The 21,432-nt window shown below is 61.2% G+C and carries 23 protein-coding genes; 8 read left to right on the plus strand and 15 right to left on the minus strand.

Annotated elements, in window-relative coordinates; all coding sequences use genetic code 11:
• The coding region (locus J4G14_13070; GenBank protein MCE2458722.1) for a mandelate racemase/muconate lactonizing enzyme family protein at window positions 1-470 on the plus strand (470 nt) is incomplete at its 5' end.
• Between the two features lie 160 nt (window positions 471-630).
• Window positions 631-1,797 carry a mandelate racemase/muconate lactonizing enzyme family protein gene (locus tag J4G14_13075; protein MCE2458723.1) on the plus strand — a complete coding sequence of 389 codons (1,167 nt, stop codon included), beginning with the start codon at window positions 631-633 and terminating at the stop codon, window positions 1,795-1,797.
• Window positions 1,798-1,809: 12 nt separating this feature from the next.
• Here the strand turns inward: J4G14_13075 and J4G14_13080 are convergent, their stop codons facing one another.
• The 6 genes from J4G14_13080 to J4G14_13105 all read right to left on the minus strand — a co-directional run bounded on the left by J4G14_13080 (window position 1,810) and on the right by J4G14_13105 (window position 6,591).
• Window positions 1,810-1,974 (minus strand): BrnA antitoxin family protein, encoded by a 165-nt coding sequence (locus J4G14_13080; protein MCE2458724.1) that lies wholly within the window; start codon window positions 1,972-1,974, stop codon window positions 1,810-1,812.
• A gap of 5 nt (window positions 1,975-1,979) precedes the next feature.
• A complete protein-coding gene (locus J4G14_13085; protein ID MCE2458725.1) occupies window positions 1,980-2,804 on the minus strand; it encodes a mandelate racemase/muconate lactonizing enzyme family protein in 825 nt (274 codons plus the stop codon).
• Window positions 2,785-3,105 carry a hypothetical protein gene (locus tag J4G14_13090; GenBank protein MCE2458726.1) on the minus strand — a complete coding sequence of 107 codons (321 nt, stop codon included), beginning with the start codon at window positions 3,103-3,105 and terminating at the stop codon, window positions 2,785-2,787. The genes J4G14_13085 and J4G14_13090 overlap by 20 nt, the downstream gene beginning before the upstream one ends.
• Window positions 3,106-3,195: 90 nt before the next feature.
• On the minus strand, window positions 3,196-4,053 hold the full coding sequence (locus J4G14_13095) for an isocitrate lyase/PEP mutase family protein (GenBank protein ID MCE2458727.1): 858 nt from the start codon (window positions 4,051-4,053) through the stop codon (window positions 3,196-3,198).
• 303 nt (window positions 4,054-4,356) lie between these two features.
• Complete coding sequence (locus tag J4G14_13100) at window positions 4,357-5,616, minus strand: LLM class flavin-dependent oxidoreductase (GenBank protein ID MCE2458728.1); 1,260 nt, start codon at window positions 5,614-5,616, stop codon at window positions 4,357-4,359.
• 198 nt (window positions 5,617-5,814) lie between these two features.
• Window positions 5,815-6,591, minus strand: a complete 777-nt coding sequence (locus tag J4G14_13105; protein MCE2458729.1) for a hypothetical protein — start codon at window positions 6,589-6,591, stop codon at window positions 5,815-5,817.
• A gap of 355 nt (window positions 6,592-6,946) precedes the next feature.
• On the opposite strand from J4G14_13105, the gene J4G14_13110 reads away from it, so the two are divergent.
• Window positions 6,947-7,042: a hypothetical protein gene (locus J4G14_13110; GenBank protein MCE2458730.1), complete on the plus strand. Its 96-nt coding sequence runs from the start codon at window positions 6,947-6,949 to the stop codon at window positions 7,040-7,042.
• Here the strand turns inward: J4G14_13110 and J4G14_13115 are convergent.
• Window positions 7,005-7,328, minus strand: coding sequence for a hypothetical protein (locus tag J4G14_13115; protein MCE2458731.1), 324 nt, complete (start codon window positions 7,326-7,328; stop codon window positions 7,005-7,007). The genes J4G14_13110 and J4G14_13115 overlap by 38 nt on opposite strands.
• 99 nt (window positions 7,329-7,427) lie before the next feature.
• Here J4G14_13115 and J4G14_13120 point away from each other — a divergent pair, with 99 nt between their 5' ends.
• Window positions 7,428-7,601 carry a hypothetical protein gene (locus J4G14_13120; GenBank protein ID MCE2458732.1) on the plus strand — a complete coding sequence of 58 codons (174 nt, stop codon included), beginning with the start codon at window positions 7,428-7,430 and terminating at the stop codon, window positions 7,599-7,601.
• Window positions 7,602-7,702: 101 nt separating this feature from the next.
• Here J4G14_13120 and J4G14_13125 read toward each other — a convergent pair whose 3' ends face one another.
• Window positions 7,703-8,503, minus strand: a complete 801-nt coding sequence (locus J4G14_13125) for an alpha/beta hydrolase (GenBank protein ID MCE2458733.1) — start codon at window positions 8,501-8,503, stop codon at window positions 7,703-7,705.
• Between the two features lie 466 nt (window positions 8,504-8,969).
• A complete protein-coding gene (locus J4G14_13130; protein MCE2458734.1) occupies window positions 8,970-10,406 on the minus strand; it encodes a CehA/McbA family metallohydrolase in 1,437 nt (478 codons plus the stop codon).
• A gap of 123 nt (window positions 10,407-10,529) precedes the next feature.
• On the opposite strand from J4G14_13130, the gene J4G14_13135 reads away from it, so the two are divergent.
• Window positions 10,530-11,531: an LLM class flavin-dependent oxidoreductase gene (locus tag J4G14_13135; GenBank protein MCE2458735.1), complete on the plus strand. Its 1,002-nt coding sequence runs from the start codon at window positions 10,530-10,532 to the stop codon at window positions 11,529-11,531.
• A gap of 251 nt (window positions 11,532-11,782) precedes the next feature.
• Here J4G14_13135 and J4G14_13140 read toward each other — a convergent pair whose 3' ends face one another.
• From J4G14_13140 to J4G14_13155, 4 genes are all read right to left on the minus strand, one after another.
• Window positions 11,783-13,234: a serine hydrolase gene (locus tag J4G14_13140; protein MCE2458736.1), complete on the minus strand. Its 1,452-nt coding sequence runs from the start codon at window positions 13,232-13,234 to the stop codon at window positions 11,783-11,785.
• A gap of 120 nt (window positions 13,235-13,354) precedes the next feature.
• On the minus strand, window positions 13,355-14,362 hold the full coding sequence (locus tag J4G14_13145; protein MCE2458737.1) for a DUF1800 family protein: 1,008 nt from the start codon (window positions 14,360-14,362) through the stop codon (window positions 13,355-13,357).
• Entirely contained in the window at window positions 14,359-14,745 is a 387-nt protein-coding gene (locus J4G14_13150) for a DUF1800 family protein (protein ID MCE2458738.1), read from the minus strand. The genes J4G14_13145 and J4G14_13150 overlap by 4 nt, the downstream gene beginning before the upstream one ends.
• Before the next feature lie 29 nt (window positions 14,746-14,774).
• Window positions 14,775-15,794, minus strand: coding sequence for an NHL repeat-containing protein (locus J4G14_13155; protein ID MCE2458739.1), 1,020 nt, complete (start codon window positions 15,792-15,794; stop codon window positions 14,775-14,777).
• Window positions 15,795-16,020: 226 nt separating this feature from the next.
• On the opposite strand from J4G14_13155, the gene J4G14_13160 reads away from it, so the two are divergent.
• Together J4G14_13160 and J4G14_13165 are read left to right on the plus strand one after the other, a co-directional pair.
• The gene (locus J4G14_13160) at window positions 16,021-16,632 is read left to right on the plus strand and encodes a nitroreductase (GenBank protein MCE2458740.1); all 612 of its coding nucleotides are present in this window, start codon (window positions 16,021-16,023) and stop codon (window positions 16,630-16,632) included.
• Window positions 16,633-17,249: 617 nt separating this feature from the next.
• Entirely contained in the window at window positions 17,250-18,269 is a 1,020-nt protein-coding gene (locus J4G14_13165) for an iron ABC transporter substrate-binding protein (protein MCE2458741.1), read from the plus strand.
• Window positions 18,270-18,378: 109 nt separating this feature from the next.
• Here the strand turns inward: J4G14_13165 and J4G14_13170 are convergent, their stop codons facing one another.
• Entirely contained in the window at window positions 18,379-18,717 is a 339-nt protein-coding gene (locus J4G14_13170) for a hypothetical protein (GenBank protein ID MCE2458742.1), read from the minus strand.
• Between the two features lie 56 nt (window positions 18,718-18,773).
• On the minus strand, window positions 18,774-20,207 hold the full coding sequence (locus J4G14_13175) for an anion permease (protein ID MCE2458743.1): 1,434 nt from the start codon (window positions 20,205-20,207) through the stop codon (window positions 18,774-18,776).
• Between the two features lie 207 nt (window positions 20,208-20,414).
• Here J4G14_13175 and J4G14_13180 point away from each other — a divergent pair.
• On the plus strand, window positions 20,415-21,432 hold a 1,018-nt coding region (locus J4G14_13180), incomplete at its 3' end, for a hypothetical protein (protein MCE2458744.1).

Genomic DNA, 21,432 nt, shown 5'->3' on the forward strand with positions numbered 1-21,432 from the left:
TCGACATCAACTACAACTTCAAGACCGAGGGCGCCATCAGGATCGCCAAGGCGCTCGAGCCCTACAACCTGTTCTGGATCGAGCACGACAACGAGGACCCCGAGGCGCTGGCCCAGCTAAAGGCATCGACTTCGACCATTCTCTGCTCAGGTGAGCAGCACTTCAGCGTCAGGGAGTACCTGCCGTACTTCGAACTCCGAGCGATGGACACCGTGAAGGTCGACGTCCAGTGGCAGGGCTTCGGCGTGGCCAAGAAGGTCGCCGACGTCGCCGAGACCTACGAGCTGAACATCGCGCCGCACAACCCGGCGTCCGAGCTCGCCAGCTTCCAGTCGGCACACCTGTGCGCCTCCGTCTCGAACGTCCGCATCATGGAGAGCGACCCCGAAGGCGTCCCCTGGCGCTTCGAGCTGTTCACCGAGCGCCCCGAGGTCATCCCACCACACCCGGCTGGGGCTGCGACCTCGTAGAAGACGCCGCCCGCAAGTACGCGTGGAATAAATAAAGGAGAATCCCCCCTTGAGGGATGACAGGGCCTGAAACTCAATCAACTGATCCCCTCTCCCTGGGTGAGAGGGTTAGGGTGAGGGCGAAGAGTCCGTCTCACCCTCAAACAAGGCAGGTACCACAATGAAAATCACCGCAATCGAAAACTTCGCAGTCAAAGGCCTCGGCGCAAACCCCTGGCTCTACTGCGCCATCCGCACCGACGAGGGCATCACCGGCTACTCCGAGTACGGCGTGGGCAACTTCGCCAAGGGCCTGCCCGCGCTCGTCGAGGACATCGGCGATACGCTGATAGGCAAGGACCCTCTCCCGGTCGACAAACTCTGGATGGACATGTACCGCAACACCCGCTCGTCGTCCGGCGGCGCGACCGCGATGGCCATAGCTGGCATCGAGCTTGCACTGTGGGACATCAAGGGCAAGTTCCACGGTGTGCCGGTGCATCGGTTGGTCGGCGGACCGCTCAGGGACAAGCAGCGAGTGTACTGGTCCCACCTGGCCACCTACAGGGCGAGGATGGCCGAGGAGTGGGGCGTCCCCAAGCTGAGCACCATGGAGGACGTCGCCGACTGCGCCCGCGAGGCTGTCGACGCGGGCTACACCGCGTTCAAGACCAACATCGTCTTCCCTGGCGAGAACCCGTCGGTCATCAACAACATGTTCGCCGGTGCGAACGACCAGAACACTCCAACCGACCTCGTTCGGCACACCGTCGAGCAGATCGGCACGATGCGTGACGCCGTCGGCCCCGACATCGACATCTGCCTGGACATCAACTACAACTTCAAGACTCAGGGTGCCATCGCCATCGGCAGGGCGCTGGAGCCGTTTGACCTGTTCTGGATGGAGATCGACAACCAGGACCCCGACGCGCTGCTGCAGCTCAAGATGGCGCAGCGAACACCGATCTGCACAGGCGAGCAGCTTCTAGGACTGCGCCAGTACCAGCCGTACTTCAGGAAGCACGCAATGGACACGGTCAAGGTCGACGTCCAGTGGCAGGGATTCTCACAGGCCAAGAAGGTCGCCGACCTCGCCGAGGTTTACGAGATGAACATCGCCCCACACAACTACAATTCGCACCTGTCCAGCTTCCAGAGCCTGAACCTGACCGCCGCCGTCTCCAACGTCCGTATCATGGAGAGCGACGCCGACTCCGCCGCCTGGCGCGACGAGCTGACCACAGATCTCCCCGAGATCGAAAACGGCTGGATGACCATCCCAACCCGCCCCGGCTGGGGCACCGACCTCAACGAAGAGGCCGCCCGCAAATACGCCTGGCAGGGATGATCGGCAGTCTAACTATGCCTGAGAATTGATCTCAGACTTCTCTTTCTCGACTCTCTGCACATGCTCACGGAGGGCGCGGTTGATGTCCGTCTGGTAGCCGCGCCCATCTTTGGCCTTGAACTTGAACCACGCCTCGACCTGTTCGGCCGGGACTCCGGGCAGGAACCTGTCGGTCACGCCTCCTACCGGTCTTGGACTGAGCCGTCGAAGCCGATTGGGGTGTTCAGCACTTTGGGGTTCTCGGGTTGGGACAGGGCAGCCTCGTTCAGCTCGATGCCGAGTCCGGGGCCATCCGGCACCGTCAGGTAGCCTTCGATCAGCTCAAGGGGATTAACCAGCAGGTCGCTCTTGGGAGGCACCGACTCGCCGGTGTACTCCTGGAGTGCGAAGTTCGGTATGCACGCGTCGAGCTGGACACACGCTGCCGTGCTGACAGGGGACAGCGGGTTATGCGGGATCACCTTGACGTGGTACGACTCGGCCATCGCCGCGACCTTCTTGCAGCCCGACAGCCCGCCGCACACGCACAGGTCCGGTCGCACGTACGACGCAGCCTTGGCTTCAAGGAGCTGCTGGTACTCGAATATCGTGGCGAAGCGCTCGCCGGTCGCGATAGGGATGTTGCAGTTTGCGGCGACGTCGCCCATGATCGCAGGACTGTCCGGCAGCATCGGGTCCTCGTAGAAGAACGGATTGAACTGCTCCAGCCTGCGGCCGAGCCAGATGCTCTCTGCCGGGTTCATCTGTCGGTGGATCTCGACGCAGATGTCCACGTCAGGCCCGACTGCCTCACGCACCGCTCCGACCCGGTTGACCGCCTCGTCGGCCCAGCCGCTGTAGGACTTGTGCAGGTGGAAGTTCCTGGGGAACGGCGAGAACCTGACGGCGGTGAATCCCTCGTTGGCGACCTTCAGCGCGTCCTGGGCTAGTCCCTCAGCGGTGTCGTTGTCCGACGGTGCGCGGACGTGCATGTAGCAGCGAACACGGTCACGGGTCTTGCCGCCCATGAGGTCGTAGATCGGAACGTCGAGGCGCTTGCCCTTGATGTCCCACAGCGCGACCCTGCACCACGGAGCCCATGAAGTGTGAGCTGCGATAGAGGTACTGATAGTGGTGCTCGATCTTGTTCGGGTCCTGGCCGAGCAGGTACGGCTCCATTGTCTCGACCATGGTCTTTGTCGGACGCTGCCAGCCGTGGACGCCGCCCTCACCGATGCCGACCGTGCCATCCTCGCAGTGGATCTTGATCAGCAGCCAGCGGTCCCACAGGAACGTCTCGACCTTTTCTATCTTCGTTGGCTTAGGCATTTTCTTTCTCCTAGTGCTGTCAGGTCAGTGCAGTACCGTCGTTCCGGCGGAGGCCGGAACCCAGAGGGGCAGGGATTGGATCTGGCCTGCTTACTCCAGGAATTCCAGTATCGACTCGTCGTACTCAGCGAGGCGTGTCACTTGTGCTACCAGGTCGGCAGACGCAATCCCCTCCAGGTCGGATGGGGCCACGCCGTCACGCAGCGCCTTGAGGGTATCGTAGGCAGCCTTGATGGTCGCCATGAACGGCCAGTGGCCCTGCAACGCGACCCGGACTCCCTGTGAGCCGAGATACGCCTTGTCGGTCAGATCGCCTGAGACTCCGCCGAGCAGGATCGGGATGTTCAATTCGGCGTTCAGAGCCTCAAGTTCTGCTGGTGTGCTGATGCCGGTCATGAAGACTGCATCTACGCCGACAGCCTCGTATGCCTTGGCGCGTCGTATGCCCTCATCGAGTCCCTCGATGGCAATCGCGCTCGACCTGCCTGCAACGACCAGCAACGGGTCCTGTCTGCCCGCAAGCGCGGCCTTCATCTTGCCGATACCCTCTTCGATGGGTATCAGGCTCTGTCCAGACTGGCCGAACGCCCTGGGCAGCAGCGTATCCTCGATGGTCAGCGCGGCGACCCCGGCGGTCTCCAGCTCCTCCACGGTGCGGCGCACATTGAGCGCGTTGCCGTAGCCGTGGTCGGCGTCGACCATCAGCGGCAGCGTTCCGGCTCGGCAGATGCGGTGAATCTGCTGGGCGAACTCGGTTAGGGTAAGCACGATGTAGTCCGGCGCGCCGAGCACCGTGGCCGACGCGATCGATCCGGCAAACATCATCACCTCGAACCCGAGGTCTTCGGCGATGCGGGCCGATATCGGATCGTACACCGACGCCGGATGAACACACGCGTCGCCCTCCAGGACCGCCCGGTAGGCTTCTCTTCGACCAGTAAGGTTCACGGCAACACTCCCATTTCAACTGGTTTTTCAGACGGAGCGTAGGTTAACACGGATGCGGCCTATGCTGAACTTGCGAGGTAGCTGGCGTAAGTCCCTTCTCCCCTGGCGGGAGAAGGTTAGGATGAGGGGGAGTCGGCATTCATCACCCTCACCCTAGCCCTCTCTCATCAAGGGAGAGGGGACGTGCAGATTCACATAGTGGCTGCAAGTTTGGAGAGCTTCGAGGAATCGCAGTGATCAAACGGCCCAGCGAATGCGAGACTCGCTGGGCCGTTATTTGGTCTGGGGGCGGTTTCGTTCTGGTCAGTCGGCGACTGCCTCGGCCTCAGTCTTCGTTTCCTCGAACGGCTTGCCGGTTGCGGGGTTGACCTCGAACGGGCTGGGCAGCTCAAGTTCATCAGCAATCTCGCGGACTGCGGGCAGTACGTATTCGCCCATCAGCCTGAGGCTGCGCATCTGGTCCTCGTGGGTCATCGCACCGTCGCCGTCCCAGAAGAACACGCTTCCGGGCCTGAGCGTTTCGAGTACGTGCCTGATCTTGGGAATAACCGTGTCCGGCGTGCCGGATACGACGGTGTAGTTCTCGACCTGGTCTTCGTAGGAGGTGCTGAGTATACCGCCGCGGTTGGCCGTCGCGGCGTCGCGGGTCGGAAGCACGCGCCTGCGGGAGGTCAGTCCCGGCAGTCCGAGCAGAGCGGGGTTCGCGGTGCCCTCGTTGCCTGCGAGGAACGGGTTGCTCGGTCCCTGGACGAACTTCCTGCCTACCTCGTCTGCAAGCTCCTCGGTCTCGTCAACGTGGACCTTCCACAGGTAGCCGATGTTCTGCGGGCCGGACTCGTAGCCCAACTCGGCGGCGGTGTCGTGGTAGATCTGGAATGCTTCCTGGGTCGGTCCGAGCTTGGTGGCAAGCATGATGTAAGGGATGCGGTTGGTAGCGGCCCACACGAGCGAGTCGCGGCTGACCACGCCGGGCAGCCAGATCGGGGGATGCGGGTCCTGGTAGGGCCGTACCCACGGGTTGACGTAGCGGTAGTTGAAGTGCTTGCCCTCCCACCGGAACGGGCCTGGTGTCGTCCACGCCTTGACGATGAAATCGTGCGCTTCCTGGAATCGCTCCCAGTTGTACGGCGGAGGCGAGTTGTGTGCAACGCTCTCGCGTCCGGTGCCGCGTACCCAGCCGGATACAAGCCTGCCGCGCGAGATCATGTCGATCATGGCAAGCTGCTCAACCAGCCACAGCGGGTCGTCCCAGATGGGCAGGATGTTGCCGAGCAGCACGATCTTGGCGCGTTCGGTGATCTTGGCGAGGATGGACGCCTCGACGTTCATCGCGCCGCCCATGCAGAAGGGTGTGCTGTGGTGCTCGTTGAGCATGATGCCGTCGAAGCCCATCTGCTCGGCATAGACGCGCTCGTCGAGGTAGCGGTTGTAGAGATCGGAGCCCACCTGTGGGTCATAGATCTCGTTGCTGAGGGTGAGGTCCTTGATCGGCAGGCCGGTCGCACCGAAGTACCCGGACTCGGGGTCCTGGTACGGTCTCTCCGTGAAATGACCTATGAACATCGGCGCCTCCTTCGATACGGCCGCATAATGCTGAGATGCGGCCAAGTCTATCGGGAAATCGGCACATGTGCAATTTTGGAGGAGTGAGTGGAGAGGAGTGAGGAGTTAGAGGCTCCCAATGCCTGGGGCAGATGTTCTCACCCTCACCCCAACCCTCTCCCGTCAAGGGAGAGGGGGTCTGTTGGTTGGGGTTCTGGGTCAGTAGTGGTAGTCGTTGGGGTCCCAGTTGATTTCGGGGAAACTACCATGGACCTCGCAGTCGGGGTCCTGACAGGCGGTGAATGACTTGAAGTACTCCTCGTCGATGGTGGCGGCGTATGGGTCGAAGTCCGGATGCTGACACTCGCCCATGAACTCGTACCGGGGGGAGTCGTAAATGTCCAACCAGTAGTCGATATCCCTTGCGACGTCGATCCGAGGATCGATCTCATAATCCGACTGCTGCTCGGGTCCGGCCAGGACTGCTGTGCTTGCAGCGGGGGCCGGTGTGACGGTCTGTGTCGGAGTGGATGGGACTCTCTGGTGTGTCTTGTGGGGCTGACGCCTTTTCGAGCTCGAGCCGGGTGGCTTGGGCAAGCTCCTGCTTGGGCTCTTGCCGTACGCGCGATTGAGGAGCTCTCTTGCTGCCGATACTCGGTGTCCGACGTGGCTGCCTTCGAACCTTCCCTCCATCACGTCGATGAGGAACATGCAGATGACACGCCCATCGTCGGTCCTTGCGTTGATGAGTGTTCTGAGTCCGGGGTCTATCTCAAGCCAGATCTTCTCGCCGCGCTCGTCAGATGGTGTATCGGGAGTGTTGTCGGCTATGAAGTCGTCGGCGTCCTCGTGTCCGTAGATGGTGAGGAGTCTGGCGGCTGTCAGCCTGTGGTTGATCTTGGTGCCGTCGAGGCGTCCTTCCAAGACGTCGATGAGGACGCGGGCGATGTTGTGGCCGTCGTTAGTGTTGTCTCTGATGTATTGGGGTAGGGACATGGGATCTTTGACTTAGAAACAGAACAAATATACTAATAGGAATGATAAGACGTGCGTGTGGCTACGTCAAGGGTCACTGTCTGAACTCTGATTTGTGTGATTATGTGATTTTCAGGATTTCCTGGGCTGTTGGCGTGGAGGTTATGTATCCGCGGCGATGGTAGAAGAGAGGGCTTTACTAGTTTCCAGTGTAGGAGGTCGTGTTCCTGTGATTCGAGACGAATCACCTTGATTGAGAGGAAGTATTAACGATATCATACACTGAACGCTACAGTGACAGGATAATTGCGTCATGCAGGTACAAGAACACGCCTAGACGGCTGAGGAATTTCTCGCGGTATCGGACCACGAGTTCATGGCTGGTGACAACCTCCAAGCATCCGAGAAGCTGTGGGGAGCGGCATCACACGCGGTTATGGCCGTAGCTCAAGCGGGGCTGGCGATTCACTAAGCATCGGGATCTGAAAGTAGCGGTTCGCAAGCTCGCAGGCGAGACGGGCGATGCATCTATGGTCTCCGACTTTGGAGTTGCCCAGAAATTCCATGCCAACTACTATCATGACTTCATAGAGGACTACGATTACGACGATGATCGCGCGGTTGTCCGAGACTTCATAAATCGGGTACTGACCCTGGTCGATTGAAACTGGAAACGGAACTCGCCTGTCGAGAAATACCCGAATACACCCCAGGGACTTCTCGCGGCGGCGGACCATGAGTTCATGGCCGGCAATCATCTGAAGGGGTCGGATTACACGTGGAGGGCCGCAGCTCGTGCGGTGACCGAGGCGGCTCTGCGGCGTGGTTGGCCCTGCTCGGATAACCGAGAGTTGCACATGGCGGCTCGGAAGCTTGCCGATGAAACGGGCGACATGTCGATTGCCGATGGTTTCGGGGTAGCGGAGGTGTTCCGTGCCAACGCCGAGTTCGACTTCATGGAAGACTTCGGTTACGGCGATGATCGGGAGATCGTTGCCAGGTTCGTAGAGCGGATGATTGCCTTGGGTTAATGACAGCCCTTGTCGTTGCGGCGGTCTGCAGCCGGCCCTTCGACAAGCTCAGGGTGAACGGTTGGGCCACCGGGACTGAGTTGTGCGTACCTTTGGGAGATTCACCCCTTCAGGAAGCCTGATACCAGGCTCACAAACTCGTCTGGGCGCTCTATCTCTGGGCGGTGGCCGCTGTTGTCGATGATTGCCAGTTCGGAGCCGGGAATCGACTCGTGGTAGACTTGTGAGGCGCTGAGAGGGACGATAGGGTTCTCCCGGCCCCAGATGATCTGCGTCGGCGTGTTCCTCAGGCGGCGCAGCAGGTGCGGCAGCGCGCGATAGTGCATGTATGGACGCCACGTCAGACGGCACGCCTGCTCGCGGGCGACCTCCCAGTACTCGGCCTGCTCGGGAGAAGGCTCCTCCGGGCATATGGTCGCGAACTCCGGCGTGTTCTCCTGGTCGAGGAAGCTCTCTTCCAGGTACTCCTTGGCTACTACAAGGAACATGTCAAAGATCTCGCCTGTCGGCGGCTTGATGCCCATTGGGTTGACCAGCACGAGCTTGCTGAACCGGTTGGGGTCCATCGTGGCCATCTCAGCGGCCAGCCAGCCTCCGAACGCGAAGCCCATCAGGTTGGTCTGCTCGATGCCCATGTCGTCCAGCGCGGTCAGGTACCAGCCGGCAAGATCGCGCATGTTCATGATCCAGTCGATGTGTGGAGAGTCGCCGAATCCTGGATGAGACGGGATGGTGAGAGCGAAGTCCTGTGAAAGCGACTCGTGGAAGTTCATCCAGCCGGGGTGTCCCAACTCCTCGTGGAGGATCAGCAGGGGATCGCCCGAGCCACCTGTTACCACCTGCACGGTGGATTCGGCGGCCTCAACCATCTGTTCAGTCCAAGTCTGTGCGGCTGTTGTCAATTTGCGTCTCTCTTTCTGAATTCAGGCCAAACATGCTTTGCCCAATTCATGGGCAGTTAAGCTTGATGGTGCAGGGAACGCAACTGTCATCGAAGTGACAGAGCACTGCATCTTGGACCATGTGCCTCAAATCCTCCCAAGACTCCCCCTGTGTAACGATGGAGAACTGAACTCTCTGGCGACTGCGTAGTATCCACCCTCTTCGGCTTCATACGCATCGAAGGTTACTTCACTTGGTCTCACTGTACGACCTTGGACGTGTTCGTTCTTCAGTTGCGGCGCATTGTATAACACCACGTTAGCTAGCTGCATTACCCCCTCTCACTGAGGGAGAGCGGGGGTGAGGGTGAAAAGGTCTGGTTGCAAGCTACCGAACACCATTCACACCCCTCTGGATTCCGGCCTTCGCCGGAATGACGAAGTTACGCAGAGGACTCCTTTCGCGGGTATGACTGCGAGAGCGTGGCTACCTCAGCATGTCGAGGTACACCTGCTGGCCGTGGCGGTAGAGGTCTTCGATCTCGCGGCGCTGGTTGTCGTTGTAGAACCTGCCCCTGACGCGGATGCGGTCGAGGTCGCGGTCGATGCCGTCGGCGAACTGACGGGCGGCGTCGGAGCGTTCTAGGCTTGCGGCTCCGGCCTGGATATAGACCGGGCTAGTGTGGGCGAACACCGGCTGGTGGAAGCTGTCTCGGTGCGCTCCTGCGAGCCGGGCGGCGATCCAGCCATCGGACGAGACGGGCAGGTCGATCTCAAGCCGACCGTTCGTGGAGCCGTCCGGGAACACCTCTCCTGCGACCACCTGCCCGTTGAAGACGATCTCCGACCGTGCGATCGGTCGATGCGACTGCCAGGTCGCCGCAACTGACAGCGTTCCTCCGGGCGTCGTGGAGACCTCTGCGCCGGGCCCCTGGCCATCGACCTCAAGCGACAGGGCAGGGCCGTTGGTGATGAACGTGCGCCCGCTCGTCAGAGCGTCGAGCCAGTCGGGGTACTCGAACTCCCCGCCGGTGTAGGCGTACACGCGGTTCGCGCTGCAGATGAACCAGTCCGAGCCTGTGGATGCGGGCAGCCGGAGGCCGGCGTTCAGCATCCGGTAGTAGATGTCGTACTCGACGTCGTTCCAGTGAGGGTCGAACAGGTTGAAGGCATCGAGCTTGCCCAGCGCTGCGGCCACGGGCGCCTCCATGCCCTGTCCGTTGTGACACCAGATCACGATGCCTCCCTGCCTGTGCGCGTCGTCGCAGGCGTAGCTCAGGGGAGGGTAGTCCGGGTCGAAAGTGTCGACCAGCAGGCCGCGGCTGACGGGGTCGACGACGTTTCGGATGTTCAGCAGCATGATGTGGCCGTAGCCCATCCCCCACGTCTCGAAGTTGTGCCGGTTCTCCTCGCCGCACTCCACGTAGTGGTGGGCCGATGAGAACTCGGTGAGCATACCGGTCGGGTACTTGTTGTTGGCGTACTCGAGGTCCCACCGCTTCAGGATGCTGACTGCGGTCATGCGCAGATCCTCGACGCGAGGGTCGAGCATGAGCCGCTCGTCTGGCCGTGTCTCCTTCTCGTCGTAGTGGATGTGCGTGTTGCCGGGGTGCCAGCCGCGATCTCCGAGATCGGTCCATCGCTTCAGCGTGATGTTAGCTTCGATCGTGCCACGGGATGGGGCGTCGAGATCGATCTGCGCCGGGACGTACTCGGTGCCGCGCTCCACGACGACCTGCAACGCACCTCGGGGCACGTCGACGTCAAAAGTGCCGTCCGAGTAGAAGAACGGGTCGCCGGTGCCGACCTTCAGGATGGCTGCGTCGGGGTGGACGAACTGGCCGGTAGACGCGACCACTCGTACTCGTGCAGCGACTGGTTCGCCGGTGTCAGAGTCGGTTATCGAGCCTGTGAGTTTGGCCAATTTCTTTTCTCCCCTACAAATTGGCCCGCTGAACTGAGACACGTGCAATCTGTGGTTGGGGCGCATTATAGTACAGCGTACATTCGACCACTGAAGAGCACGGTCCGGGAGTAGATATACAACATGGGCGACATAGGAATCATGGGACTGAGGCCTCCGGGCGGAAGCTGGCGGGACACGCTGGACCTGGCGGAACGAGCCGATAGCCTGGGCTACAGCTGCATCACGACAGGTGAGGCCTGGGGCGAGGACGCGTTCACGTCGCTGGCGCAGATCGCGGCTGTTACATCGCGGATCAGGATCGGTACCAGCATCGTGCCGATCTTCGCGCGCTCGCCGTCGAACATAGCGATGACTGCGGGCAACATGGACCTGATGTCCGAGGGCCGGTTCTTCCTAGGACTCGGCGCGAGCGGTCAGCTCGTTATCGAGGACTTCCATGGCGAGACGTTCAGCAAGCCGCTGACGCGAATGCGTGAGTACATAGACATCATCCGCAAGGCCATCGCTGGCCAGCGGATCGACCACGAGGGCGAGTTCTTCAAGACGCAGCGGTTCAGGCTCCGGTTCAGGACGTACCGCGAGAGCATTCCGATCTACATTGCGTCGCTCAGTCCTCCGAGCCTGCGACTCACCGGAGAGCTCGCCGACGGCTGGCTGCCCATCTTTCTCGCGCCGACGCGTATGGACGCTGCGATCGCTGAGTTGAAGGCAGGGGCCGAGTCGGCGGGTCGCTCACTCGACGACATCACCATGTCGCCGCAGGTGTCGGCGTATGTCACGGACGACATACCGGCCGCGCGCGACACCGAACGTCCGCACATCGCCTTCTACATAGGCGGCATGGGCGTGTTCTACCACCAGTACATGCACCGGATCGGGTTCGGCGAGGAGTCCGACAGGATTCGTGAGGCGTTCCTGTCTCGTGAAAGGGAGCGCGCGGCGAGCCTGGTCACCGACGAGATGGTGGACGCTATGACCATCATCGGCAACCCCGAAGAGTGCCGCGACCAGATGCAGACGTTCTTCGACGCCGGAGTGGACGAGATCAGGCTGGTGCTCAATGAGCCCGACATGGACTCCTACGTCCGTGTGGTGGAGGCGCTGGCCCCGGGGTCAGCTTAAAGGCTCATCAACAGCCGTACCGTCATTCCGGCGGAGGCCGGAATTCAGATGGGGTGGGGGAGTGAGAGGCTATCACCCTCACCCCAGTCCTCTCCCTCAAGGAGCTGACAGGGGTAGGTAGACCGACAATTCGTTCATCCTGAGCTTGTCGAAGGACACCCCCACCCCCTGGATTCCGGCCTTCGCCGGAATGACGATTTGCGAATACCTACCCCTGTCACCCTCAGGGAGAGGGGGTATCTGCTCTGACTTCAGGCCCAAGGGCTGAGGCTTTCGTTCTTGACCAAGCTCATCCGGTCCATGTGGATGGTCGTTGGCACGCCGCTCTCTAACACGAGTCCCGGCGGGTCGGGCTCGCCGGTGTCCAGTATGAAGAAGCTGGAATCGCTGGCGTCGGGCTGAGCAAGGCGCACTCCCTCTCGCCAGGGTCCGCGCCGTGAGCGAAGCTCGAGCTCCCCGTCTTTGGCAGTGATCTGGATTCGTCCTGTGCCCCTGATGATGCGGTAGCTGGTCAGGAACCCCGGTGGGGGCTCGTACACGCCTGTGACGGCGTCAAGCACCGCCGGGTTTGGCGTGCATCCTGACAGGTCCGCAACCGGGGCGTCCAGCACGGCCTGGATGATCCTGGAGAAGACCTCGTTGGAGCTGTCAGAGTAGATGTTGATGTGCACGAGCACCGCAAGGTCTTCGGACGGGAAGACGTTGATGTGGGTGTTCCAGCCGCCCGAGACGCCTCCGCCGTGACCGATGCTGCGCAGTCCGAACTGCTCGTCCCGCATGAAGGTCAGGCCGAGACTCATCAGACGGTCGTCCGGGCACCACTGGGGCGACGTCATCATGTCGAAGGTCTCAGGGCTGACGATTCCCGCGCCCTTCTGAAGCAGCGCGGAGGCGTACTTGGCCATGTCGTGGATGGTGGACTGCACCGCGCCCGCGGCTCGGGGGCCGACGTACACGTAGTCGCCGCGAATGTTGTACCCGTCGACGGTCTGCTCTTCGGGAGGCTCTTTCCCGAGCAGCGCCATCACGTCGAGGTCGTCATGGGATGGCCCGTGATGGTACCCGATGGTTAGGTCGGGGTGCATCAGGTCGTAGCAGTCGGAGCTTGCCATGCTCAGCGGGTCGAAGATCCGCTCCCGGAGGACTTCCTCGATGCGCTGCCCCTCTATCCTGGAGATGATCTCTCCGAGCAGCGCGAATGCGTGGTTGGCGTACGCCCACTTCGTTCCTGGCGGGGCCTCGATATTGATGCCGTCGGCGTAGGCCTCCGTCACTGGCACGGGCGCTACGCTGTTCGACCACAGGGCCGCGCCCGTGTCGAGGTAGTAGTCCATGCTGGGCGCCTCACCTATGCCGTTGGTGTGGGTCATCAGGTGCCTGACGTACACGGCCTCGGCGGGACCTGTGAAGCTGATGTCGGGAAGCCTGTCGACGACGCGGTCATTGAGGCGCAGCTTGCCCTCTTCGACCAGCGCCATCGCGCACAGGCCGACCATCGTCTTGGTGATCGAGCCGATTCGCTGCCTGAGTCGTGGACCCTGCGGGCGCCTGGTCTCGATCTCCGCGTAGCCGAAGCCTTCCGCGTAGAGGATGCCGTCTGACGACACCACGCCTATCGACATGCCGGGCAGATGATATTCGTCGATGAGACTGGCAGCCGTAGCACGAACTCGGTCCATGTCCGCCGCGGTCATTGTGGCCATAGCCGGGTTCTCCTCTTGTTTAGGTGTTCGTGATCGGTCTGTTGGCCAGCAGTCTCCACCCCTCTGGATACCGGCCTTCGCCGGTAAGACGATTGGAGTGGGACTCCCTTGGACTCTCTGCTAGCAGAGTTGATACTCGCGGCTGGATGCGATGAGCTTGAATATGTCGAGAATGAGCTCCTGGGTGACGCCCTCTTGCGTGCCTGCAGTGGCAAGCTCGACCAGGAGTGCGCGGGTGCTGGAGTCGACGTCCATGGGGCCCATCACGTCTATGCAGGCGTCGACCAGCGTGTCGGGGTCGTATTCGGTCTGCACAGCGCCGGTAACGCGCTCGACCATGTCGCTGATGCCTGGGTTGGAGGCGTCGCTCATCCGCTGGGCGGCGAAGTTGACCCGGTCGACAAGCGAGCCGCTCGTGATCCACTCCTCGCCTGTGTGCCAGCCCTCGACCGAGGGCGGGTCGAGCAGCTTCTGTCCCATGAAGCCGGTCTCTTCCATGATGTTGAAGATGCCGATATTCGCTGCATCCGGCACCTGGAACTCGCCGGTACGCCTGAGCGTTCCTATGACGACCTCGGTCGGGCTCTTCACGCGGGTGAACCGGGACTGCTTGAAGAAGTCGGAGTTGAACAGCACGCGCAGCACCGAGCGGATGTCGTGGTCAGACTCGAAGTAGGCGGCGGCAAGCTGGTCGATTGCGTCGGGGTCTCGCGGGGGAGTGTCCGACCACTGGGGCACGGGGACCTCGTCGGCGACGAAGAAGTTGTACAGGTGCCGGGCGACGAAGCGGGCAGTGGCCTCCTGGCGGCAGATGATCTCGATGACCTCCTGGCCGCCGAACGGGCCTGCCTGGCCGAGGAACTGCTTATCACCCGTGTCGTGATCGTCGTCACGATACTCGTGGTGCCAGAAGATGCGACCGTAGGGCCAGATCGAGTCCTTCATCGCCATCATGGCCATGTACTCGCCGTTCTTGACGGACCAGCCGGTGAAGGCGCGGGCGCACTCCTTAATGTCGTCCTCGGTGTAGTTGCCCACACCCATCGAGAAGAGCTCGAGTATCTCGCGTCCGTAGTTCTCGTTGATGGAGTCCTTGTGGTTGGTGTGGTTGTCCAGCCAGATGATCATGGCAGGATTTCATCGAAGCGTCCCATACCGTGCCTGCGGAACGTGTCGACCTGGTTGGTGAGGGAGCCCAGGTTGTTCAGCTTATTCTCGCCGGTGGCGAACACTCCGTGCCAGAACAGCGCGATCTTCTCCTCAAGCGGGCACTGCGTCGAGATGAGCCGGTAAGCCCAGTAGGCAGCGTTGTGGCCCTGCATGGCGTGGAGGTCGACGTGGCGTCGGAAGATCAGGTCGTCAGGTATGTTGTCCGCCGACGCAGGGTTGAGGAACTGCTCCACGAGGTCCTCGTACCCGGTCTCCTCGTAGGCATCCAGCTCCTGCGGCGTGGCGCCGAACCCCGCACGCCTGGCAAGGTGGGCGATCTGGTTTCTAGTCTCAGTGGTCATGGGTGCGCTCCCTGGAGGCTTGGCCGTGGTTAGCCCTCGTAGATCTGGATGCGGTGGCGGCTGTGTTCTGTGATGTAGAGGCGGTCTTCGGCGTCGAGTCTGACTGAGACGGGGCCCCAGAATATCGGCTCTGTCTGGGATGCCGTATGGAACGGGGTCTGCAGGTGCTTGGGGAGGTCCTTGACGGCCAGGTCGGAACGGTTGCGCGCTCCGAGCTCGTCCTGGTTGACCTCCAACCACTCCACGGCCCACTTCGACAGCGTGGCCTCGCCGGTGAGCTTCTGCTGAAACTCGCCGTCGGCGTCGAGTATCTGGACTCGCTCGTTGCCCCAGTCGGCGACGCAGATCAGCCCCTCACGGGTGACCGCGACCGAGCTTGGTCTGTGGAACTGGCCCTCGCTATCGCCCGGTCTGCCGTACGCGGCTATGAACTCGCCGTCCGGCGTGAACTTCTGAATCCTGTCGTTGCGCCAGTCGGCTATGTAGAGGTCGCCGTCTGAGTCCACGGTCGCGCCCCAGGGCAGGTTGAACTGGCCGGGGCCGTCGCCGGCCAGTCCCCACGTCGTGATCGACTCGCCGTCTGGCGTCAACTTGTGAACGCGGTTGGCGTACTGCTCGACGACGAAGACGCTGCCGTCGGCGCCGTGCGCGACTCCGGCAGGTCCTGCGAGAGAGCCATAGCCATCGATGTCTGTTCCCCACTTTCGGAGGAAGTTGCCCTGGCTGTCGAAGACCTTGACCTCGTTGAGCGCCTCGTCGGTGACGTACAGGTTGTCGTGCGCGTCGAAGGCCATGCACACAGGAACGCGGAACTGGTCATCGCCGTCGCCGGGGCCTGTGGAGAACTCGCCGAGCCAGTCTTCGTCGAACGTGCATATCTGGATGCGGATGCCGCGCGGGTTCAGCCCGCCCATCCTGTTCATCACGAAGATGCGGCCGTCCGCGCTGAACGCGGTGTCGTACGGGTAGTTGAATCCGCGACCTATGGGCTGGTTGGAATTGAAACCGATGGTCTTGAGGTACTTCATGGCGTGTTCCCAGTCAGGCATTGAACTGTGTTCGGATTATACCCCGTGAACGCGGGGCTGGTCAGTACGAATGCCACCTGTCTTCGATTTCGTTGTTATGTCTGTATTAATTTCAGATATATGTATAAACTATCTGGACGACTCAGGATGTCTAAATCTATGGGCTGTGCGGACTGACAGGGTAGTGGCCTAATCTGAATGTGGGACATTACTATAGAGTGTGAATTCAGAATCGGGGGGACAGAAAGTGCGTATCGACAGCAGCGACGTGGGAGTGCCGGAAAGCTCGGTCAGCATTTACGAGGCGATCTTCGGTCGACGCAACGTAAAGGAATTCACTGGAGAGCCTGTTTCCGACGAGACTCTTGAGAGAATGTTCTCGGCCGCGATCTGGGCCCCGAATCACAGGCTGACCAACCCAACGCGTTTCTTCACTATCCGTAAGGACAGCGAACTACGAAAGAAGATCGCGGAGACAGCTTGGCAGACCGCCTACGATGGAGTGGTCAACCCCAATCCCGATCAGAAGAAGAGGTCAGCGGACGCCAGCAGGGACCGCGTACTGAACGCGCCCGCCATGACGTACGTCTACAGTCTCCCCGGAGACAATGAAGAGGTCACGCAGGAGAATTACGCCACATCGTGCTGCGCAGTGCACAACATGGCACTGGCGGCATTTGCGGAAGGTCTGTCTATCGACTGGAGCACCGGCGGCCTCACAAGGCTCCCCGAGCTGTCCCAGACCCTGGGCGCCGACGAAGACTGGACGATGGTCGGAGTCGTGTTCGCAGGAAAGCCGACGGAGATCCCAAGCACCCAGCGAACGTCCCACTCAGAGGTAGTTACCTGGCTCGAGTGAGCCGCCTGTAAGTCTTCGTCGGAATGACGACTTCCAGTGTAGGTCCCGCGAGGACGAGGATTCGTGCGTAGTAGCTCGGTACCGCCGAGTTGATCTGAGCCCCGCCTTCTGGGTCACTGCCACCTTATGTGATGAGCCGTCTCTGTAGAGTTGCATCACTGCGGCCCGCTCCATGACACCCCACCTGGTACTTCAGCGCGCCTTCTTACGTGCATGGTTAGTGCGGGTAGGACTTGTCAATTAGTCTGATGGTATGTTAATACTAAGTCTGCACTAAGTCAGATAGTTGTGCGGACATACATCAGAGTTTCAGGGGTGCTAAACTCATGGCTTCTTACAGGTATCGAATATATGGTCTTCGCGCCCTCAAGCCGATTGCGCTTCTGGTCGTTCTGGCAATGGTCGGAATGGCCATTGCGGCGTGCCAGACCTCAGAACCTGATAGCAGCGTCGTATCTGCGGTCAATCAGGCGAATCAGGCAGCGCAGGAGGCTGGTGCGGCAGCCAGGTCCGCTGCTGATGCCGCTGAAAAGGCCAGCACGGCGGCGCAGGACACCACTGCGATAGCTGCGGCTGAAGAGGCAAAACTGGTTGCCAATGACGCGGCGACCGCGGCAATGGCCGCTGCATCGGCAGCGCAGGAGGCGAGCGACGCCGCCAAGCTGGCCGCTAATGCAGCCATGACTGCCCCGACCACCTCGAAGGAAGACCCCGGGAGGTTGGTCATCTACTCCGGGCGCAGCGAGTCCCTCGTGGCGCCAATCATCGAGCAGTTCGCCGAAGTTACGGGCGTAGACGTCCAGGTCAAGTACGGCAGCACCTTCGCCCTGGCTGCCACGCTTCTGGAGGAGGGTTCCAACTCTCCAGCCGACGTCTTCTTTGCGCAGGACCCAGGCGGCCTCGGAGCAGTCTCATCGATGCTGTCCGCCCTGCCGGCGGACGTAGTCCTGAAGGTGCCCGAGTGGGCCAGAGCTTCAGACGGCTCCTGGGTGGGCATATCCGGAAGGGCACGTGTACTGGTGTACAGCACTGAGCTCGTCAGTGAAGACGAACTGCCCACATCGGTGATGGACCTGACGGACCCCAAGTGGAAGGGCAAGCTGGGCTGGCCTCCGAGCAACGCCTCGTTCCGCACGATGGTAACGGCCATGCGACAGATGTGGGGCGAGGACGAAACCCGCCAGTGGCTGCTCGACATGCAGAAGAATGAGCCGGGCGTGTTCCCGAAGAACACTCCCATCGTGGCGGCCGCAGGCGCGGGTGAAGTCGCCATCGGACTGGTCAATCACTACTACCTGCACAGGTTCATCCAGGAGTCGGGCGACGACTTCGCCGCACGCAACCTGTTCCTGAAGAGTGGCGGCCCCGACAGCCTCGTCATGGTTGCCGGAGCAGGCATACTGGACACCGGCGAGAACCGCGACAACGCAGAGTCTTTCATGCGATTCATGCTGTCAACGGTCGCGCAGCAGTACTTCGCCGGCCAGACATTCGAGTATCCGTTGGTGGATGGCGTGAAGACGCATCGTCTGCTGCCCCCGATCGATACTCTCAACAGCCCGGACATAGAGTTGAGTACGCTGTCGGACCTCGCGGGGACCGACGCGCTCCTCAGAGAGACCGGAGTAATTCCCTAGCCCCTGTCGAGGGGTGAGATGAGTCCTGCGCGCGCAGAGGGCCAGTTCCCATTCCTGCATGGCCTTCTCGCACCTCTCACCCCTCGGCTTTTACTCCCACTGCCAGACGTCAGTTCGAGAAGAACCGCCTGCGAGCCCTGCCGGGGACCAGCCGACTCCACATCCGGACCACCCGGTAGGCGAAGTATTCCCGCTTTCCGAAGATAGTACCCACGACAACCAGCATGGCCGAGTAGAACGGCGGGATCACCGACAGGTACAGCACCCGGTATGTCCACGGCCCTGACCACAGGCTGCCCTCCATTCCAAGAATGACGTTGAATAGCAGCCGGCTGAAGACGAGCGCACTGAATCCGGTGATGCCGAACACAATCATGACGATCACCCAGTGACGCAGGTCGTGGCCGCCGCTTAATCTGTCGAAGAATGACATAAGTCGAGTGTGCAAGCCCTCGCTTCTGGTCCACCAAGTATTACCAGACGCCCCAGAGTTCGCAAGTACAGCTAGTTCACCAGCGGCTCGCCCACCAGGCTCCAGAATGGTAAGACCAGCAGAAAAAGTGTGCCGATGGCCACGACGGTCATTATCAGGCCGAACCGGATTACCTCGATGGCCCTGACTGCCGCGCGTTCGAATATGAAGACCCCCGATGTGGAGCCAGCAGGGTAGTACACAGGCGTGTCCCCGATCACGACTATTGCCATTCCGCATACCAGCGGGTTCAGGCCCACCGCTTCACCTGCCGCCATCGCTACCGGAATCACCAGCGCCAGGTAGCCCGCGATGTTGGGCAGCAGCGAGCGGACAACAGCGGCACAGCAACACAGGGCGAGGAGAAACAGCCACGGGTTGCTGCTCAGTCCTCCAATCCATCCGACCAGGCTTTCGGAGAACCATGCGGCAGCCCCGCTGCTGACCAGCGCGTGGGCCAGGGATAGCGTCGACGCGATGACGATGAAGTTGCCCCAGCCCAGGTTCTGCTCCAGCTCCCTCCAGTTCAAGACGCCGACACGCGGCATCAGTATCAGGCAGAAAGCTATCAGCGCTGGCACCGAGGGGTGCAGCCCGTGGGCGAAGTCGGTGAACCACATCAGCGCCGTGAACAGCGCAATAGCCCCCGCTCGTACCTCCACTGCGGTGATCGGGCCTGTCTCCAAGATCTGCGCACCGTCATCCGCGTCGACCCTGAACCCCGACCGGTACAGCAGAAACAGGAGCGTCCCACCGATGATCAGGTTGACGTAGAACGGGACGCTCATCAGGATGAACCATCGTCCCCATGAGAAGTCTCCCAAGAGCCCGGAAGCCACCACCGGCGTGACTCCACCTGCCAGGAGAGCAGTTGAGCCCAGGCGGTTCAGCGAACCCAGCGCTATCATCACCGCCTTGTGGTAGGAGTGGTCCTTCGGGATGTCCCAACTCTCCATCACCTGCTCGTAGATGTGTACGAGTATCGCCCCACGCGTGCTGGCGGACGGCAGAGCGAACGTCAGCGCGGCAAACGAGAAGAGCATCTGTATATAGAGGAGAACGGGATTGCCTCCCGTGCCGCGCATCAGCAGGGTGGAGACCCGTTCTGCCAGCCCGGACCTGTGAACAGCCATGCCCAGGGTCAGGATACCGATCAGAAAATAGGCCACCGGCTGAGAGAAGCCGTAAAGCGCCTCGCCGACATCCGAGACGCCGCCTACCAGTATTAGCAGCACAATGCCGACTATCCCCGTGACCGCGATGTGAAGCGTCTCAGTGGCCCACAGAATGACGGCAAGGCACATCACCGCCAGAGCAGCCTGGCCCTCAGGCGTCAGCCCGTCAGGAGCGGGCAGCAACAGACAGACGGCAAATACCGCGACCGGAGCAAGCACTCTGAGCACGGTCGCAACCGTCTGCCGCGTGCTGCGTGCCTCAGTTTCGATTGAAGGGGGGCTGGATGACATTCGGATAGACCAGATAGCTTGCCAGTTGGATACTCGGCCTATGGTGCAGTTAACGCAACTGAGTTGCAATACCACTCCACCAGCACTCTCATTGGACTGGGAATTGGCTCCCTTGCTTGACTTCTGTGACCATCAGCGTATATTTGGGGCTTACGTGACAGGTTCCAACACCTGCTGTCGTCTTGAGTAGCGAAAGGCGAGGAAGTGATGAAGACCCATCTGTCCGGCTTTGCTAGGTTGTTCGGAATAGCGGCTCTGGCTGTGGCGATGATCGCAGCCCTGGCTTGCAGCACCGCTGACGAGGAAGAAGAACCTGCTGCTCCTCAGCCGGCCGCGGCTGCCGCCCCCGCCGCTACGGCTGCTGCTCCAGCCCCGGCTCCTGCCGCCGCACCTGCTGCACCAGCCGCTCCCGCTCCGGCTGCAACCGTCGTTGTGGCTGCTGAGCCCAAGGCGACTGAGGTGAAGGTCGCTCACGAGTTCACTGAAGGCAAGCGCGGCGGAGATATGCGCATCGCCACCGGCGTCTGGTTCGACCGGTGGGATATGACCACCCGGTCACACTGGTCTTCGACCCAGGGACTCAACCGCATGTACTCTGGCGTGCTCCAGTTCTCGCCCAGGGACGGCCTGACCGTCACCCCTGACCTGGCACACTCCTGGGAGTTCAATGACGACTTCAGCAACGTGACACTTCAGTTCAACGAGGGCGTCACATGGCACGATGGTGAGCCGTTCACCGTCGACGATGTCGTTTACACCATCAACAGGTGGATCGACCCGCCTGAGGGAATCCCACAGCCCCGTGTCGCCGGCCTGCTTCTCGTCAATGAGATGGAGAAGGTCGACGACCTGACCATGACAATCACCATGACCAATCCGACAAGCCGCATTCTTGCGGCCCTGGCGGACTCGTGGCACATCATGCTGCCCGAGCACGTTCTCACCCCGGCAGGCGGGAACCTGTCCGCTCCCGAGCAGGTGATAGGCACCGGCCCGTTCATGATGGACAGCTACGAGGTCGGCAACAACGTCATTACGACCGCCTACCCGGACTACTTCGTAGATGCTCCGGACGGCCAGCCGTACCCGCTTCTGGACAAGATCACGGGTATCGCCTTCGCGAATAACGAGCTTGCGGCGGCGGCATTTACCACGAAACAGATCGACCACTACATCACGTTCACGCCGGCCAGCGCATATCCGATCGAGGCTGACTTCCCTGGCG

Source organism: Dehalococcoidia bacterium (genome assembly GCA_021295915.1).
GTDB lineage: Bacteria > Chloroflexota > Dehalococcoidia > Lucifugimonadales > UBA1123 > VXRN01.